Annotated in this window: 16 protein-coding genes; 9 read left to right on the top strand and 7 right to left on the bottom strand. The window is 58.1% G+C overall.

The annotated features are described in order from the left end of the window. Nucleotides 1–113 precede the first annotated feature (113 nt). Nucleotides 114–1034, bottom strand: a complete 921-nt coding sequence (locus tag FJD38_RS06210) for a histone deacetylase family protein (RefSeq protein WP_146384391.1) — start codon at nucleotides 1032–1034, stop codon at nucleotides 114–116. Between the two features lie 91 nt (nucleotides 1035–1125). Between FJD38_RS06210 and FJD38_RS06205 the strand changes: the two genes are divergently transcribed. The 3 genes from FJD38_RS06205 (at nucleotide 1126) to FJD38_RS06195 (ending at nucleotide 3244) form a co-directional block, all read left to right on the top strand. Continuing rightward, nucleotides 1126–1695, top strand: a complete 570-nt coding sequence (locus tag FJD38_RS06205; RefSeq protein WP_146384389.1) for a GNAT family N-acetyltransferase — start codon at nucleotides 1126–1128, stop codon at nucleotides 1693–1695. An 86-nt stretch (nucleotides 1696–1781) separates the two neighbouring features. Next, nucleotides 1782–2651 (top strand): acyl-CoA thioesterase II, encoded by an 870-nt coding sequence (gene tesB / locus FJD38_RS06200; protein WP_146384387.1) that lies wholly within the window; start codon nucleotides 1782–1784, stop codon nucleotides 2649–2651. Further along, the gene (locus FJD38_RS06195) at nucleotides 2648–3244 is read left to right on the top strand and encodes an HAD family hydrolase (protein WP_122782243.1); all 597 of its coding nucleotides are present in this window, start codon (nucleotides 2648–2650) and stop codon (nucleotides 3242–3244) included. Before tesB ends, FJD38_RS06195 begins: the two co-directional genes overlap by 4 nt. 137 nt (nucleotides 3245–3381) lie before the next feature. On the opposite strand, the gene FJD38_RS06190 is transcribed toward FJD38_RS06195, so the two are convergent. Continuing rightward, nucleotides 3382–4368: an alpha/beta hydrolase gene (locus FJD38_RS06190; protein ID WP_122782244.1), complete on the bottom strand. Its 987-nt coding sequence runs from the start codon at nucleotides 4366–4368 to the stop codon at nucleotides 3382–3384. Next, a complete protein-coding gene (ypfJ, locus tag FJD38_RS06185; RefSeq protein WP_122782245.1) occupies nucleotides 4369–5265 on the bottom strand; it encodes a KPN_02809 family neutral zinc metallopeptidase in 897 nt (298 codons plus the stop codon). 190 nt (nucleotides 5266–5455) lie between these two features. Here ypfJ and pcaQ point away from each other — a divergent pair, with 190 nt between their 5' ends. From pcaQ to pcaG, 3 genes are all read left to right on the top strand, one after another. Continuing rightward, entirely contained in the window at nucleotides 5456–6385 is a 930-nt protein-coding gene (pcaQ, locus tag FJD38_RS06180) for a pca operon transcription factor PcaQ (protein WP_146384385.1), read from the top strand. A 103-nt stretch (nucleotides 6386–6488) separates the two neighbouring features. Then, a complete protein-coding gene (gene pcaH, locus FJD38_RS06175) occupies nucleotides 6489–7208 on the top strand; it encodes a protocatechuate 3,4-dioxygenase subunit beta (protein ID WP_122782247.1) in 720 nt (239 codons plus the stop codon). Between the two features lie 11 nt (nucleotides 7209–7219). Next, nucleotides 7220–7825, top strand: coding sequence for a protocatechuate 3,4-dioxygenase subunit alpha (gene pcaG / locus FJD38_RS06170; protein ID WP_146384384.1), 606 nt, complete (start codon nucleotides 7220–7222; stop codon nucleotides 7823–7825). A 3-nt stretch (nucleotides 7826–7828) separates the two neighbouring features. Here the strand turns inward: pcaG and FJD38_RS06165 are convergent, their stop codons facing one another. Together FJD38_RS06165 and FJD38_RS06160 are read right to left on the bottom strand one after the other, a co-directional pair. Continuing rightward, entirely contained in the window at nucleotides 7829–8713 is an 885-nt protein-coding gene (locus FJD38_RS06165) for a DMT family transporter (protein WP_122782249.1), read from the bottom strand. 80 nt (nucleotides 8714–8793) lie between these two features. Continuing rightward, nucleotides 8794–10125, bottom strand: a complete 1332-nt coding sequence (locus tag FJD38_RS06160; RefSeq protein ID WP_122782250.1) for an MFS transporter — start codon at nucleotides 10123–10125, stop codon at nucleotides 8794–8796. Between the two features lie 244 nt (nucleotides 10126–10369). On the opposite strand from FJD38_RS06160, the gene quiC reads away from it, so the two are divergent. Together quiC and FJD38_RS06150 are read left to right on the top strand one after the other, a co-directional pair. Further along, nucleotides 10370–12280, top strand: coding sequence for a 3-dehydroshikimate dehydratase QuiC (quiC, locus tag FJD38_RS06155; RefSeq protein WP_146384382.1), 1911 nt, complete (start codon nucleotides 10370–10372; stop codon nucleotides 12278–12280). Between the two features lie 87 nt (nucleotides 12281–12367). Beyond that, nucleotides 12368–13039, top strand: coding sequence for a TetR/AcrR family transcriptional regulator (locus FJD38_RS06150; RefSeq protein WP_146384379.1), 672 nt, complete (start codon nucleotides 12368–12370; stop codon nucleotides 13037–13039). A gap of 259 nt (nucleotides 13040–13298) precedes the next feature. On the opposite strand, the gene trmA is transcribed toward FJD38_RS06150, so the two are convergent. Further along, on the bottom strand, nucleotides 13299–14387 hold the full coding sequence (gene trmA / locus FJD38_RS06145; protein ID WP_146384378.1) for a tRNA (uridine(54)-C5)-methyltransferase TrmA: 1089 nt from the start codon (nucleotides 14385–14387) through the stop codon (nucleotides 13299–13301). After that, the gene (locus FJD38_RS06140) at nucleotides 14384–15679 is read right to left on the bottom strand and encodes an NCS2 family permease (RefSeq protein ID WP_146384376.1); all 1296 of its coding nucleotides are present in this window, start codon (nucleotides 15677–15679) and stop codon (nucleotides 14384–14386) included. Before FJD38_RS06140 ends, trmA begins: the two co-directional genes overlap by 4 nt. A 210-nt stretch (nucleotides 15680–15889) precedes the next feature. On the opposite strand from FJD38_RS06140, the gene FJD38_RS06135 reads away from it, so the two are divergent. Next, nucleotides 15890–16327: a DUF4879 domain-containing protein gene (locus FJD38_RS06135; protein WP_146384374.1), complete on the top strand. Its 438-nt coding sequence runs from the start codon at nucleotides 15890–15892 to the stop codon at nucleotides 16325–16327. Nucleotides 16328–16358 lie beyond the last annotated feature (31 nt).

Raw genomic sequence — 16358 nt, 5'->3', positions numbered from 1 at the left:
CTGTACGAAAAACATACAGTGCTGTGCAGGCTATATGGTCTGTGGCCTGCAAGGGCTTTCACTCAGGTTATCCACAGGCAGTTCCACAGGCATTGTGGGTAAAAAATCACGCCTCAATGACACCCTGATGACAGCCAGACCTTTTGTGCACTGTGATGCAAGATTCCATGGCGCCGTGCCAAGGCTTTGCGGTCTTTGCTGTAACCACCGCCAATCACGCCGACCACCGGAATATCGCGGCCCAGGCAATGACGCATCACGCGCTCATCGCGCTCGGAGACGCCCGCATCCGTCAGTTTCAGATAACCCAGGGCATCGTCTTTGTGCACGTCGACGCCGGCGTCATACAGCACCAGATCCGGCTGGTACAACGGCAACAAATAGTTCAGTGCCTCATCGACCACTTGCAAGTATTCAGCATCGCCCATACCCATTGGCAAGCCGATGTCCCAGTCGCTTTGCGCCTTGCGCGCCGGAAAGTTCTTTTCGCAGTGCAGGGAAACCGTAATGGCGTCTGGCGTATGTTCAAGGATGCGCGCTGTACCGTCACCTTGATGCACGTCGCAGTCAAAAATAAGCACCCGATTGACCCGGCCGCTTTCCAGCAGGTAGCGGCTGATGACCGCCAGATCATTGAAAATGCAAAACCCCGCCGGATGGTCGTAATGCGCATGGTGAGTGCCGCCGGCCAAGTGGCAGGCCAGCCCATGCTCAAGGGCTTGTTCGGCGGCCAATAGTGAGCCGCCTACAGCGCGAATAGTGCGACGCGCCAGGGCTTCGCTCCACGGCAGGCCCAGGCGACGTTGATCCTCACGCGCCAACTCCCCGGCCATATAGCGCTCGATGTAGGCGCGGTCATGGGCCAGCGCGAGGATATCCACAGGGCACAGTTCGGGGCGCAACAGCTCGGCATCACGGGTCAACCCGGTGTCGATCAGGTGATCGCGCAACAAACGGAACTTGTCCATCGGAAAGCGATGCTCTGCCGGGAATTCAGGGCTGTAATCATCGTGGTATATCAGCGGTACAGGCATAGGGAATTCACGTCTGAGCGAGCGCGGAATATTAACAGCGCTGTACACTGCTCAACAGTTGAAAAGCCCGGTCACCAATCGGAGAGGCCTGATGGAGCAGATCAAAGAACTCGAAAGCCCTCGTTTGTTGTTGCGCCCCTGGCGCGACACTGATTTGCCCGAGTTTGCTGCGATGTGTGCTGACCCTCAGGTGATGCGCTATTTTCCTGCGCACTTGAGCCGCCTCGAAAGTGCCGCCTTGATAGGCCGCATACGCGGCCATTTTGCTGAGCACGGCTACGGTTTTTGGGCGCTGCAACGCAAGGACTCCGGCGAGTTCATTGGCTTCACCGGGCTGGCGAATGTCAGTTTTGCCGCTGCGTTTACCCCGGCGGTTGAAATAGGCTGGCGGCTGGCGCGAGAGCACTGGGGGTTGGGGTACGCCAGCGAGGCTGCCTGGGCGGCCTTGCGCTGCGGGTTTGATCGTTTGGCACTGGATCAGGTGGTGTCATTCACCAGTGAAGCGAATCTGCCGTCACAAAAGGTCATGCAAGCGATTGGTATGCACCACGACCGCGAAGGTGATTTTGAACACCCGCGCCTGCTGCAAGGGCATCCATTAAGGTCGCATGTGCTGTACCGCATTTCGCGGGCACAATGGCTGGAAACCCTGCACGGCTAGGTCGATGTAGAGCGACGCAAGTCGAAATTTTGTTGAGCGCCGTCCTCCGATGTACGGCGCTACTGCTTTGTGTGAGGAGAATCGGAATGAGCCAAGTGTTGGATGATCTGGTCAATTTGCTGACGCTGGAGCCAATCGAAGAAAACCTCTTTCGTGGCAGCAGTCAGGACTTGGGCTTTCGCCAGTTGTTCGGCGGTCAGGTACTTGGGCAATCGCTGTCGGCCATGAGCCAGACGGTTGAAGACGCCCGCCACGTGCATTCAATGCACGGTTATTTTTTGCGCCCCGGCGATGCCAGCCTGCCCGTGGTTTATCAGGTCGACCGCGTGCGCGACGGCGGCAGTTTCAGCACCCGCCGGGTAACGGCCATTCAGAAGGGCCAGCCGATTTTCACCAGCAGCGCTTCGTTCCAGTACGACGAAGTGGGGTTTGAGCATCAGACATCAATGCCCGATGTGGTTGGCCCGGAAAACCTGCCGTCCGAGCTGGAGATGATTCGCCAGCGTGCGCACCTGATCCCGGAGTCGATGCGCGAAAAATTGCTGTGCGCAAAACCGATCGAGTTTCGCCCGGTCGTTGGCGAAGACCCGTTCAACCCTGCGGTCTCTGACCCCATCAAATACGTGTGGTTTCGTGCCGACGGCACGCTGCCCGATACCCCGGCCCTGCACAAATACCTGCTGGCCTATGCTTCGGACTTCGGCTTGCTGACCACCTCGTTGCTGCCCCACGGCAAAGGCGTGTGGCAAAAAGACATGCAGGTTGCCAGCCTCGACCACGCGCTATGGTTTCATGCCGACTTGCGTGCCGATGACTGGCTGCTCTACGCGATGGACAGCCCCTGGGCGGGCAACTCGCGGGGATTCTCCCGTGGCAGCGTTTATAACCGTGCGGGCCAGTTGGTCGCATCGGTGACTCAGGAAGGCCTGATTCGCCATCGCAAGGACTGGGCATGACGCTCAAAGACATCAGCCATTGGGTGTTTGACATGGATGGCACCCTGACCGTTGCTGTGCATGACTTTGCCGAGATTCGCCGTGCGTTGGGTATCCCGGCGGATGAGGATATTTTGACTCATCTCAATGCCTTGCCAGCGCAGCAAGCCGCAGCCAAACACGCGTGGTTGCTTGAGCATGAACGTGAGCTGGCCAAGGCATCCAAAGCTGCACCCGGCGCGGTTGAACTGGTGCGCGATCTGGCTGGGCGGGGTTATCGCCTTGGGATATTGACGCGCAATGCGCGGGAGTTGGCGCTGATCACCCTGCAGGCCATTGGCCTGGCCGACTGCTTTAAGCCTGAAGATGTGCTGGGGCGTGAGTGTGCGATGCATAAACCTGACCCGGACGGCCTGCTGAAACTGGCGCGAGCATGGCAGGTGGAGCCTGCCCGGATGGTGATGGTGGGCGATTACCGTTTTGACCTGGACTGCGGGCGCGCGGCGGGCTGCAAAACCGTGCTGGTCAACGTGCCGGTCAATCCCTGGCCGGAATTGACGGACTGGCATGTGCAGGACTGCATCGAGCTGCATGCGTTGGTTACATCCCCGTAGCAGCTGCCGAAGGCGGCGTCCGATTGCGCAGCGATCGTAATAATTAAGCCCCGGATCTTACTGGGACACTCAGGCGTCTGAATTTACGATTGCTGCGCAATCGGACGTGGCCTGCGGCAACTGCTACGGCGTCCGGCTCAGTGCCCGAACAACGCCTTTTGCCCCTCGGGTGAGGTGAACATCTGGTCGCCGTTGTGCCCAACGCCGGGCACTTCAACCAATCGTTGATTGAGCCCCTGTGGATGGCGTTGAGTCAGGTATTCAACGTAATTCTTGCCGCGTACCAATCTGAATGCACCCTGTGCCTCGGCCTCACAGCTTTTATCCAGCGCCGGATGATTGGGGTCAGTGTCTTTAGCGCCTAACAAGTAGGTGATGTCACGTTCAACGTAGGCCTGTTCAAGCGCCTGCTGCTTCTGCCCTTTGGCATACGCGGGCAGGTCTATAAGCCCGTATTTCCACGTATTGAAGCCTGGGCAACTGGCCTGGTCAAAGGTTGGAACGGGCCGCTGCGCCGTGAAATAAGCGTAGGACGACGGATTGGCAACCACGTAACGCACCTTGATGCCTTTGGCTTTCAACGCCGTATCGGCCTGAGTTGTCAGGGCGTAGCGTTGCACCACTTGGGCACCGCCTGAATGCCCGGCAATCACCACTTCGCGTAACTCCGGGAAGCGTTTGCGGTCGCCAAGTCGCTCAAGAATGTGATCAAGCGCCGCATACGAACTGAGGGGTTGCGGCCCAAGGGCGGGAGCCCCGGCCATCCAGTCGTTACCCTGCCAGCGCAACACGGCGTCCGGCAGAGCGTGACGGTTAATATCGGTTTGATTCAGAAACTGCGGCGCGATGATCAGGGTTGTGGATAACTGCCCGGCCTGAGTCGCTGCCTGTTCAGCGCTGTGCAAGTAGGTCTGGGCATTGCGCAAGCGCCCGTGAATGACAATCAGCGCCCGTTGCACGCCGGGCAGTGGTTGTTTCCAGTTCTGGCTGACGCCGACACTCAACTCGCCGGGGCCGATGTTCATGTGCTCGGGGCTTAATACCTTAACCCCATGCTCGGCAGCATGAACCATCGCGCTCACCATCAGCACGCCCATCAGCGAAGCGATCACGCGCAGTGCCATTTACAGGGCCCTTGCCGAGAAGGTGTCGCATTGATTGATATTGCCTTGAGCAAACCCGGTCTTGAACCACTTGACCCGCTGCGCCGAGGTGCCGTGGGTGAACGAGTCCGGCACTACGCGGCCGCGGCTTTGTTGTTGCAGGCGGTCATCACCAATGGCATTGGCGGCGTTCAGCGCCGACTCAATGTCGCCAGCCTCCAGCCAGTTATGACGCTTTTGCGCCAGATTGGCCCACACCCCGGCAAGGCAGTCGGCTTGCAACTCCTGACGCACCAACAACCCGCCGTCACCTTCCATGCGCTGGCCTTGCTGGCGAGCCATCTGCATTTTTGAGGAGATGCCCAGCAAGGTTTGCACGTGATGGCCCACTTCATGGGCAATCACATAGGCTTGCGCGAAGTCGCCCGAGGCTTTGAAGCGTTGCGCCATTTCCTGGAAGAAGCTCATGTCCAGGTAGACCTTCTGGTCAGCCGGGCAATAGAACGGGCCGCTGGCTGCTGTGGCATAGCCGCAGGCCGAACCTACCTGCCCACGAAACAACACCAGTGTCGGGTTTTTATAGTTGCGACCCGACTGCTGAAAAACCTGTGCCCATGTGTCCTCGGTATCGCCCAGTACGGCGCGTACAAAATCGGCTTGTTCGTCATTGGCTGGCGGCGCATGCCCGGCTTGCTGAGTCACTTGGGGGGCGGATTGCTCGGTCAGTTGGCCGCTTAATTGCCCGAGAATCTGCATGGGGTCCTGGCCGGTCAGCAGGCCGAAGCCGACAATCACCACCACCGCCATCAAGCTCAGGCCTTTGCCTCCCCCGAAACGCATGCCTCCACCGCCGCCGCCAGTGCTTTGATCGCGCACATCTTCAACGTTGTCGCTACGACGGCCTTTTTTCCAAAGCATGGAGGAATCCTCTGATAAATCGTGTCTATAAGTGTTGTTGCTGAGACCTGACTGCGCCAGCCCGGCTGTCAGACGTTTCTTGGGTGGAGTCCTTTAAAAAGACTCAAAGGGGTTATGACAGTTCCAGACCTCCGGCTCAAGTGGTTGAATAGCGCCTGAACCGCAGATCGCGCCTGGAGTTGTTATCCCTGTGAATATAGATACCCGCATCAAATACCGTCATCTGGTGTGCTTTCTGGAAATGGCACGCCAAGGCAGTCTGGCGCGGGCGGCGGATGTGTTGGCGGTGAGTCAGCCGGCCATGTCCAAGACCCTCAAGGAGTTGGAAGCCTTACTGACGGTCAGTCTGTTTGTACGCAGTAAAAGCGGAATAAGCCTGACTGAGGCCGGGGTAGCCTTCCTGCGTTACGCGACGCCATCGGTGCAAGCGTTACGCGAAGGGGTCAATGCGCTGCGCGGCGGCGAATATGCGGGCGGGGTGGTGCGCCTTGGCGTGCTGTCGACCGTGGAGAGCGTGTTGATCCCTGAACTGGTGCGCCGTCTGCATCGCCAGTACTCCTCATTGGTGGTGAGTGTGGTGACGGGGCCCAGCGCTTATTTGCTCTCGCAATTGCGCGTAGGGGATGTGGATCTGGTGGTGGGGCGAATGACCGACAGCCCGGAAATTCAGGGAATGAATTTCGAACATCTGTACAGCGAGTCCATGACGTTGGTGGTTCGAGCCGGACACCCGTTGACCCGCGAGCCGCTGGATCGAAGCCTGCTGGAACATTACCCGTTGGTGTTGCCGCTCGCCAATACGACCATACGCGCGTACGCCGATAGCTTGTTTGTGCAATGCGGCATCAACCCGTCCCGCCAGCGCCTGGAAACCTTGTCCGTCACCTTGAGCCGCCGTTATGTGCTGTGTAACGACGCCGTCTGGATCGCGCCACTGGATGCGGTGCGCATGGATCTGGCCAGTGGCGAGTTTTACGAACTGGACGTGGGGCAGCGTGAGCCGGGCGGTTCTATCGGCATTTGTCGCAACGCCCATGTGCCGGTGTCGTTGTCTGCGCAAGGGTGCATCGAGGTGCTCCGTGAACTGGGGCAGGCGTATGCCGCAGGGGTTTATCCATAACTGAATGGTTATGGATGGGCCGGGCCTTTTCAGTAGTCCTTGTTCGCCTGTTGTTTAAACTGCTGGCTTACCGTGCAGCCTATAAAAACAACAGGAGATCGACATGTCTGATGCAGACAGCCGGCGCTTTGTCATTCGTGACCGCAATTGGCACCCCAAAGCCTTGACCCCGGATTACAAAACCTCCATCGCCCGCTCCCCGCGCCAGGCGTTGGTGAGCATCCCGCAATCGGTCAGCGAAACCAGCGGGCCTGATTTTTCCCATCTGAAATTCGGCCAATTCGACAATGACCTGCTGCTCAATTTCAACAATGGCGGGTTGCCGATAGGCGAGCGGATTCTGGTCTCGGGTCGCGTCTGCGATCAGTACGGCAAGCCGATTCCCAACACCCTGGTGGAGATGTGGCAAGCCAACGCCGGTGGCCGTTATCGCCACAAGAATGACCGCTACCTGGCCCCGCTCGATCCTAATTTTGGCGGTGTGGGCCGTACCTTGACCGACAGCCAGGGCTATTACAGCTTTCGTACGGTCAAACCCGGCCCCTACCCGTGGCGCAATGGCCCTAATGACTGGCGTCCGGCGCATATTCACGTCTCGGTCAGTGGCCCGTCGATTGCCACACGCTTGATTACCCAGTTGTATTTCGAAGGCGATCCATTGATTGCGATGTGCCCGATTGTTAAGTCGATTGCCAACCCCGAAGCGGTGCAAAGCCTGATCGCCCGTCTGGACATGGGGGCCGCCAATCCGATGGATTGCCTGGCGTACCGCTTTGATATCGTGCTGCGCGGCCAGCGTCAGACTCACTTCGAAAATCGCTGAGGAGCTAGATCATGCCTATCGAACTGCTACCGGAAACGCCTTCGCAAACGGCTGGCCCTTACGTCCATATCGGTCTGGCGCTGTCCGCTGCCGGTAATCCGCCGCGCCCCGAGGAGGTCTGGAACGAAATGGCCAAGCCCGACGCACCGGGTGAGCACATTGTGCTGCAGGGCAATGTCTATGACGGTAATGGCCATCTGGTGCGCGACTCTTTTCTGGAACTGTGGCAAGCCAACCATGAAGGGCGCTACGACGAAGTGTTTGATTCGCAAAAGTCGTTCAACAGTTTTGGCCGCACTGCCACCACGTTTGATGCCGGTGAGTGGACGTTGAACACCATCAAGCCGGGCGTGGTAAACACGGCTGGCGGTGTGCCGATGGCGCCGCATATCAACGTTTCGCTGTTTGCCCGTGGCATCAACATCCATTTACAGACGCGGCTGTACTTTAGTGATGAGCCTGAGGCCAACGCAAAGTGCCCGGTGCTCAACCTGATTGAGCAGCCGCAACGGCGTGAAACCTTGATCGCACAGCGCTGCGAAGTGAATGGCAAACCGGCTTATCGCTTTGACATTTATATTCAGGGTGCGGGCGAAACGGTGTTTTTCGATTTTTAACGCTTAGCCGCGTGCGCGGCGTTGCTGCCACGCCGCGGCCAGCCCGCTCAGGCAAATAATGGCGATGCCGATGCGGGCTGACAGGTCGGGCATGTGGCCAAAAAGAAACCACCCCAATAGGCCGGAGAACACAATCTGGCAATAGCTGAACGGCGCCAGCAGCGCCGGTGCAGCCACCCTGAAAGACTGCGTGAGCAACAAGTGCGCGGTCATGCCCAGGGTGCCCAGCGCCAGCATGGCCAGGCCGTTAATAAACGTGGGGGTCTGCCAAAAAAAAGGCACCAGCGCGCTCATCACGATTGCATTGAACAGCCCGGCAAAGAAGTTGCTGGTGGTCGGGCTGTCGTAGGCACTGAGTTTGCGCGTCAGGATCTGGTAACAGCAGAAGCAAAGCGCCGCAGCCATCGGTAGCAAAACCGCGGGCGTGAACAGCGCGCCGCCGGGATGGATGATCACCACCACGCCGATAAACCCGCACACCACCGCCAGCCACTGGCCTTTCGAGACCTTTTCGCCTAACAACGGGCCGGACAATGCCGCCACCAGCAACGGGGCGATAAAGTTCACGGCGGTGTTTTCCGCCAGAGGAATAAACAGCAAGCCGTAGGTGAAGAACAACCCCGAACCCAGCAGGCAGATGGCACGCAGCACTTGCAGCAGCGGCCGAGTGCTGCGCAATACGCTCAGCCCGGACTGGGGCAGAAAAATCCCCGCCATCAATACGGTGTGCACTAGATAACGCGCCCACACCACCATCACCACGGGGTAGATCCCACTGAGGTATTTGGACAGTGCGTCATGGCTGGAGAACAGCGCAGTGGCTGTGACAATCAGCAGAATCCCTTTCAGAGGGTGGTTAACACCTGAAAGTGGCGTGGGGAGTGTCATCGAGCACCTCTATTGAAGGATGGCGTGCCGAGCGTCGGGCTTAGCCCAACGCTCACAAGAGGTTCGATTGAACTCGCGTATCAGACCTGCGGGATTTTTCGCGGAGCCATAAAGTACATCCAGACTAACGCAATAAAATACATGGCTGGAATCATGGTGAACAACACGGTGTAGTTGTTGTTTGTGACGGTCAGCACATAGCCGACAAACTGGGTCATAAACATACCGCCGATGGCGGCGCACATGCCGCCAAAGCCGAACACCGTGCCCATCATGTGCTTAGGCGTGTAGTCCATCACCATGCTCCACACGTTGGCCGTCCAGGCCTGGTGCGCGCCCAGCGCCAGCGCGATGGCACCCACGGCCATCCAGAGGTTGCTGGAGCCTGCGGCCAAGACCACGCCAATAATCGCAACGGCGCACATTGCCATCGACACCAGTCGCGCCTTGACTGCCGCCATACCCCGTTTGATCAAGACCGAAGACAAGATGCCGCCACCCACGCTGCCGAAGTCGGCGGTGATGTAGATGATGATCAGCGGTATGCCCATCTGCGTGACACTGATGCCCAGGTTGTATTGCTGATTGAGGAAGGGTGGCAACCAATACAGGTAAAACCAGAACACCGGCGCGGTCATGGCATAGGACAGGGCAAAGGCCCACGTACCGCGCATCTTCAGGATGGTGGAGAACGAAACGGTGGTTTGCTCCGGCTCTTTTTCTTGCTGGATATACGCCAGTTCCTCCTTGGAAACGGTCGGGTGGTCTTCGGGGTTGAAGTACTTCAGGCCCCAGAAGATCAGCCAGATACCGCCCAGCGCAGACATGCACAGAAACGCGGCCTGCCAGCCCCAGACATGCAGCACCAGCGGCAGCATCATGGGGGTAAACATGGCGCCCACGTTAGTCCCGGCGTTGAAGATACCGCTGGCCACCGCACGTTCCTGAGCCGGGAACCACAGACGCGTGGTTTTTACACAGGCCGGGTAGTTGGCGGCTTCGGTCACTCCGAGAATGAAGCGGCAGATCATGAACCCGACGGCTGAGGTGGCCAGACCGTGCGCGCCGGTGGCCAGGCTCCATAGCAGCACGGCGCAGAAGAACACACGCTTGACGCCGATGCGGTCAATCAAGCGGCCCTGAAGGACGAAGCCAATGGCATAGCCGACCTGAAACCAGAAGTTGATGTTGGCGTAATCCATCGCCGTCCAGCTCATCTCTTTGGCCAGAACCGGTTGCATCACACCCAGTGCGGCGCGATCGATGAAGTTCAGCGTGGTGGCGAAAAAGACCAGCGCGAGCATTCCCCAGCGGGTCTTGCCGCTCGCCATGGCACCGCGGATCTTGCCCCCGATGCCCGGGTGCGGAACGCTCTGGGCAGGCGTGGTACGTGCAGTCTGAGAAGGGACCATGAGGTGTTTACCCGTTTCTTGGAATTGTTGTTTTGGTGTGGCGCATGTGTAGCAAGTCATACGGGTTTGATGGTGGCGACTGGATAAAAAACCGTCAATTCACCACAGGGCATAGTGTTCGATAATCGCACATAAAACTAACTGGTTGGTACACAGTGATTGCTCAATAATAGAGTGCCCTTAATAATCAGGCTATCAAGAATTGCCGTCGTCTAGCGGCCATGCCATTGCCGGGGAGTTATAAATGAAGCGCTCGATTGCCACTGTTTCCTTGAGCGGCACCCTGCCGGAAAAGCTGGACGCCATCGCGGCGGCGGGTTTTGACGGGGTCGAAATCTTCGAGAATGACCTGCTGTATTACGACGGCAGCCCGCGTGAAATACGCCAGATGTGTGCCGATCTGGGGCTGACCATCAGCCTGTTCCAGCCCTTTCGTGACTTTGAAGGCTGCCGCCGTGATCGGCTGGCACGCAACCTGGATCGCGCCGAGCGCAAGTTCGATTTGATGCAGGAGTTGGGCACTGATCTGGTGCTGGTGTGCAGTAACGCGGCCGCCGACTCAGTGGGCGACCGGCAGATTCTGCTGGATGACCTGAGCCTGCTGGCCGAGCGTGCTGGCGCGCGCGACCTGCGCATTGGCTACGAAGCGCTGGCGTGGGGGCGACACGTCAACACCTGGCAACAGGTCTGGGACCTGGTTCGCCAGATCGACCACCCGAATCTGGGCGTGTTACTCGACAGCTTCCACACCTTGTCGCTCAAGGGTGATCCGTCTGGGATTGCACAGATCCCCGGTGACAAAATCTTCTTTGTGCAAATGGCCGACGCGCCGATTCTGGCGATGGATGTGCTGGAGTGGAGTCGCCATTTCCGCTGTTTTCCGGGGCAGGGCGAGTTCGACTTGCCGGGCTTTTTGGCGCCGATCATTGAAACTGGCTACACCGGGCCGTTATCGCTGGAAATCTTCAACGACGGTTTTCGCGCCGCGCCGACCCGTGCCAATGCGGCCGACGGGTTCCGTTCGTTGCTCTATCTCGAAGAGAAAACCCGCGAGCGGCTCATTGAACAGGCCGCTCCGGCGCCCGTCCTGGAGCCGTTGTTTGCGCCGCCCAAGGCCAGCGACTACGACGGTGTCGAGTTCCTCGAATTCGCGGTGGATGAAAGTCAGGGCGCCAAACTGACCCACTGGCTGGAGCGCTTGGGGTTCAGCAAAGTGGGGCAGCACCGCTCGAAAAATGTCAGTTTGCTGCGCCAGGGCGAAATCAATCTGATCCTCAATGCCGAGCCCTATTCATTTGCCCATAACTTCTTTGAAGCCCACGGCCCTTCGTTGTGTGCCACGGCGATTCGGGTGCAAGACAGTGCCAGCGCGTTGGCGCGGGCGGTGGCGTACAAGGGCCAGCCCTACCGTGGGTTGGTCGGGCCCAATGAGCTGGAGTTGGCGGCCGTGCGTGCGCCCGATGGCAGCCTGATTTACCTGGTAGACAAAGACGCTGCCGGTAAACCGTTGTACGAGTCGGACTTCAACTTGAGCGCTGCCATTACACCGCAGGCCGGGCTCAAGCGTATCGACCATATGGCGATGGCGTTGCCGGCGGATAGCCTCGACAGTTGGGTGCTGTTTTACAAAAGCGTGCTCGATTTCGAGGCCGACGATGAAGTGGTGTTGCCCGACCCTTACGGTCTGGTTAAAAGCCGTGCGCTGCGCAGCCGATGCAGCTCAATCCGTTTACCGCTCAATATTTCCGAAAACAGAAACACAGCCATTTCCCATGCCTTGTCGAGTTATCGCGGCTCGGGCGTGCACCACATTGCGTTTGAATGCGACGACCTGTTTGCTGAAGTCAGCCGCGCCAAAGAGGCGGGCGTACCGTTACTCGACATCCCGCTCAACTACTATGATGACTTGGCGGCCCGTTTTGATTTTGATGATGAGTTTTTGAGCGAGTTGGCCTATTACAACGTGCTGTATGACCGTGACGCCAAGGGTGGCGAGTTGTTCCATGTGTACACCGAGCCATTTGAAGGGCGATTCTTTTTCGAGCTGCTACAGCGCAAAAACGGCTATGCCGGTTATGGTGCGGCCAACGTGGCGGTGCGTTTGGCGGCTATGGCCAAATCACGCAGCGGCGCTGTTCGCCAGGCCAAGCTGTAAAGGCATGGACTCATACGATGGGCGTCTTCCCTCGCAGGTCGGGGCGGCCCATAATCGCCGCCATCTTTCGATGGCCGTGAGCCTCCAATGACTTTGAAACCAGAAGCCGACGCGCAAGCTGCGGCTGCCGAACCGCGTAAAAGCCGTAAGAACAACCCGCAAAAGACTCGGGAAAATATCCTTCAGGAAGCCTTGGTGGAGTTTGTCCAGCAAGGCTTGTCCGGTGCGCGGGTGGACGCCATCGCCGAGCGCACGCGTACCTCCAAGCGCATGATCTATTACTACTTCACCAGTAAAGAGCAGCTCTACGTTGAGGTTCTGGAGAAGTTATACGGGGACATCAGGGGCATTGAGAGCCAGATGCCTCTCGACGAGCTTGAGCCGGTGCAGGCGATTCATCGGCTGGTGGAGTTCACCTTCGACCATCACGACCAGCATGTTGATTTTGTGCGGATGGTCAGTGTCGAAAACATTCACAAGGGCGAGTACATCAAGCGTTCGGAAGGGATCAAGGCGACCAACGACACGATTGTGCAGGCGCTTGACGGGGTATTACGCAGAGGCGTTGAGCAGGGTGTTTTTCGGGCAGGGCTAAATGCACTGGACGTTCACCTGCTGGTCAGTTCGTTCTGTTTTTATCGGGTGTCGAACCGCTACACGCTGGGTGAGATATTCCAGATCGACTTGTCGGATGATCAGATCAAACAGCGTCATCGGGAGATGATCTGTGATTCGGTGTTGCGCTATCTAAAAGCTTAAAAGCAAACCCTCACCCTAGCCCTCTCCCAGAGGGAGAGGGGACTTAAAGCAAAAGCAGATTGCGTAATGACACAGAACCAGTCCCCTCTCCCAGAGGGAGAGGGGACTTAAAGCAAAAGCAGGTTTGCGTAATGACACAGAACCAGCTCTCTCTCCCAGAGGGAGAGGGGACTTAAAGCAGACCGCACGCGGCTTCAAAATCACCACACATTAGCCCCCTCTCCCTTTGGGAGAGGGTTGGGGTGAGGGTAGCGGTGCCTTACCGACGAACCAGCAACACACCCGACTCCATGTGGTGAGTCCACGGGAACTGATCAAACACGGCGCAACGCTCGATACGATGCGTATCGTGCAGTTGGGCAATGTTCTCGGCCAATGTCAGCGGATTGCACGAGATATACAGAATGTTGTCAAAACGACGGGTCAACTCGCAGGTGTCCGGGTCCATGCCCGCACGCGGCGGGTCAACGAACACGCTGCCAAATTCGTAGCCCTTCAGGTCTACCCCCTGCAAGCGACGGAACGGACGCACGTCATTCAACGCTTCGGTCAATTCCTCTGCCGACAACCGAACCAGTGTGACGTTATCCACAGCGTTATCGCGCAGGTTATTGAGCGCGGCATTCACTGAGGTCTTGCTGATTTCAGTCGCCAGCACGTTGCGCACCCGGGTCGCCAGCGGCAGGGTGAAGTTGCCATTGCCGCAATACAGCTCCAGCAAATCATCCGAACGTTCGCCCAGTGCTTCATACGCCCAATTGAGCATCTTCTGGTTGACCGTGCCGTTGGGCTGGGTAAACGCGCCTTCAGGCTGCTGATAAGTGAAGGTGCGACCCGCCACGTCCAGCTTCTCGACCACGTAATCGCGACCAATCACCGTGCGCTTGCCTTTGGAGCGACCAATCACGCTGATGTCCAGGTCTTTGGCCAACTGTTCGGCAGCCGTGTGCCAGTGCTCGTCCAGCGGGCGGTGATAGCACAGAGTGACCATCGCATCGCCGGCCAGCGTGGTCTGAAACTCCACCTGAAACAGCTTGTGGCTCAGGGCCGCGCTGGCTTGCCAAGCGGCTTTGAGCTGCGGCATCAATTGATTGATGCGCAGGCTGGCAATCGGGAAGTCTTCGATCAGGATCGGCGTACGTTTGTCGTCCTGGGCGAACATCGCATAGTGACGCTCGCCGCCTTCGCGCCACAGACGGAATTCGGCGCGCAGGCGAAAGTGCTTGAGGGGCGAGTCGAACACCAAAGGCTCGGGGGCATCAAAGGGCGCCAACAACTCGCGCAGACGATTGGCCTTGGCCTCTAGCTCAACGGCGTAGGTAGCAGCATCAAACGGCAAAGCACTCATGCGGGGAACCAACCTAGCTTGACCACAAACAGAATCGACAGAATGATCAACGGCGCGTTCAGCTCGCGGGCGCGCCCCGACAGCAACTTGATCACCGTCCAGGAAATAAAGCCGAAGGCGATGCCGCTGGCGATGGAGTAGGTGAACGGCATGGCCAGTGCGGTGATGACCACCGGCGCGGCAACGGTGATGTCTTCCCAGTCGATTTCAGCCAGGCCACTCATCATCAGCACGGCCACAAACATCAACGCCGGGGCAGTAGCAAAGGCAGGAACGCTGGCAGCCAGTGGCGAGAAGAACAAGGCCAGCAAGAACATGATGCCAACCACGATAGCGGTCAGACCGGTACGGCCACCGGCGCTCACGCCTGCTGCCGACTCGATGTAGCTGGTGGTGGTCGAGGTGCCCAGCAGCGAACCGGCCATGGCCGCGGTGCTGTCAGCGATCAGGGCACGGCCCATTTTTGGCATGTGGCCGTCTTTGCCCATCAGGCCTGCGCGCTTGGCAACACCAATCAGGGTGCCCGAGTTGTCGAACAGGTCAACGAACAGGAAGGCGAAGATCACGCTGATCAAGCCAATGTCCAGCGCACCTTTAATGTCCAGTTGCAGGAAGGTCGGCGCCAGAGACGGCGGCATCGACACCACGCCACCAAACTCGGTCACGCCCATCAGAATCGAAACAAAGGTCACGGCCAAAATGCCGATCAGCACGGCGCCGCGCATTTTCAGGGCTTCAAGGGCGATGATCAGGGCAAAGCCGAGGGACGCGAGGACGACTTTAGGCTGGGTCAGATCACCCATGCTCAGCAAGGTGTCTTTGTTGGAGATCACAATGCCGGCGTTTTTCATGGCAATCAGCGCCAGGAACAGGCCAATGCCGGCTGCAATCGCTGAACGCAAAGGCAGCGGGATGCTGTTGATGATCCATTCGCGGATACGGAAGATCGACAACAGGAAGAACAGCACCGCCGAAATAAACACCGCACCCAGCGCCACTTGCCAGGTGTGGCCCATGTGCAGCACTACGGTGTAGGTGAAAAAGGCATTCAGACCCATACCCGGCGCCAGGGCAATCGGGTAGTTGGCGATCAGGCCCATGACAGCGGAGCCAATCGCGGCCGCCAGACAGGTGGCCACAAAGACCGCGCCTTTATCCATGCCTGTATCACCCAAAATGCTCGGGTTCACAAACAGGATGTAGGCCATCGCCAGAAACGTGGTGATACCCGCAAGTATCTCGGTGCGCACGTTGGTATTGTGTGCCTTGAGTTGAAACAGCCTTTCCAGCATGCCAGTCCCCGTGGCGCCCAATGCGCCGTAATTAAATCGTTTTCAACAGCAAAGCACAGACCTCTTGGATCTGAAGATTATCTGTCGCTCGGAAAAAGCCGCGCATCATACCAGCAGCGTGGGCGTCTGGCTGCCTTGGTTACCCCAGCGGGCGATGTTTTGTAACGAGGAGGGCACAGGCATACTGCGTGCCAAGTTTTGGGGGGATTTATGAAGCGTACGTTCACAGGTTTTATTGTCTTTTTCGGGCTGCTGGCCAGTGGCATGTTGCACGCTGCGCCGGCCATGCCGTTGAGTGCTGTTGAAATTCTCAAGGTGGTGTCGCGAACCTGCGCCGTAGAGGATGTTTCCGACGCTCGGGAGCAAACCCGATGCGATCACAATGGCCCGAATATCAAGGTGTATGTGCTTGAACGGGGCTATGGCGGCCAGCCGAATGTGACGCTCAATGGCCAGAAAATCGACGGTGTTCGTGCCCCTGTTTGCAACCGGGGCACTGGGCTGGATGACTGTCAGCGGGGTGGAACCACCACGGGTTACCTGTATACCTTCGATCTGGGTAACAAAAACGAAGGTTGGTTTGAGTTCAGTAACACCTCACTGGTGCCGCCGCACACTCGGTTGGGTGCGCGGCTGTTTATAAAGTGAAGCTGGCCTAAGCTCACAGAACCTCTGTGTG

Source organism: Pseudomonas saxonica (assembly GCF_007858365.1).
Lineage (GTDB): Bacteria > Pseudomonadota > Gammaproteobacteria > Pseudomonadales > Pseudomonadaceae > Aquipseudomonas > Aquipseudomonas saxonica.
Note: the sequence above shows the minus strand (reverse complement) of the source record. Positions and strands in the feature narration are given on the sequence as shown.

Bases quoted from the DNA above. Each gene is read 5' to 3' on its own strand.
- trmA (WP_146384378.1), bottom strand. From the start codon at position 14,387: ATGAGTGCTTTGCCGTTTGATGCTGCTACCTACGCCGTTGAGCTAGAG.
- ypfJ (WP_122782245.1), bottom strand. From the start codon at position 5,265: ATGCTTTGGAAAAAAGGCCGTCGTAGCGACAACGTTGAAGATGTGCGC.
- FJD38_RS06150 (WP_146384379.1), top strand. From the start codon at position 12,368: ATGACTTTGAAACCAGAAGCCGACGCGCAAGCTGCGGCTGCCGAACCG.
- quiC (WP_146384382.1), top strand. From the start codon at position 10,370: ATGAAGCGCTCGATTGCCACTGTTTCCTTGAGCGGCACCCTGCCGGAA.
- tesB (WP_146384387.1), top strand. From the start codon at position 1,782: ATGAGCCAAGTGTTGGATGATCTGGTCAATTTGCTGACGCTGGAGCCA.
- FJD38_RS06205 (WP_146384389.1), top strand. From the start codon at position 1,126: ATGGAGCAGATCAAAGAACTCGAAAGCCCTCGTTTGTTGTTGCGCCCC.
- FJD38_RS06190 (WP_122782244.1), bottom strand. From the start codon at position 4,368: ATGGCACTGCGCGTGATCGCTTCGCTGATGGGCGTGCTGATGGTGAGC.
- pcaH (WP_122782247.1), top strand. From the start codon at position 6,489: ATGTCTGATGCAGACAGCCGGCGCTTTGTCATTCGTGACCGCAATTGG.
- FJD38_RS06165 (WP_122782249.1), bottom strand. From the start codon at position 8,713: ATGACACTCCCCACGCCACTTTCAGGTGTTAACCACCCTCTGAAAGGG.
- FJD38_RS06195 (WP_122782243.1), top strand. From the start codon at position 2,648: ATGACGCTCAAAGACATCAGCCATTGGGTGTTTGACATGGATGGCACC.
- FJD38_RS06140 (WP_146384376.1), bottom strand. From the start codon at position 15,679: ATGCTGGAAAGGCTGTTTCAACTCAAGGCACACAATACCAACGTGCGC.
- FJD38_RS06160 (WP_122782250.1), bottom strand. From the start codon at position 10,125: ATGGTCCCTTCTCAGACTGCACGTACCACGCCTGCCCAGAGCGTTCCG.
- pcaG (WP_146384384.1), top strand. From the start codon at position 7,220: ATGCCTATCGAACTGCTACCGGAAACGCCTTCGCAAACGGCTGGCCCT.
- FJD38_RS06135 (WP_146384374.1), top strand. From the start codon at position 15,890: ATGAAGCGTACGTTCACAGGTTTTATTGTCTTTTTCGGGCTGCTGGCC.
- FJD38_RS06210 (WP_146384391.1), bottom strand. From the start codon at position 1,034: ATGCCTGTACCGCTGATATACCACGATGATTACAGCCCTGAATTCCCG.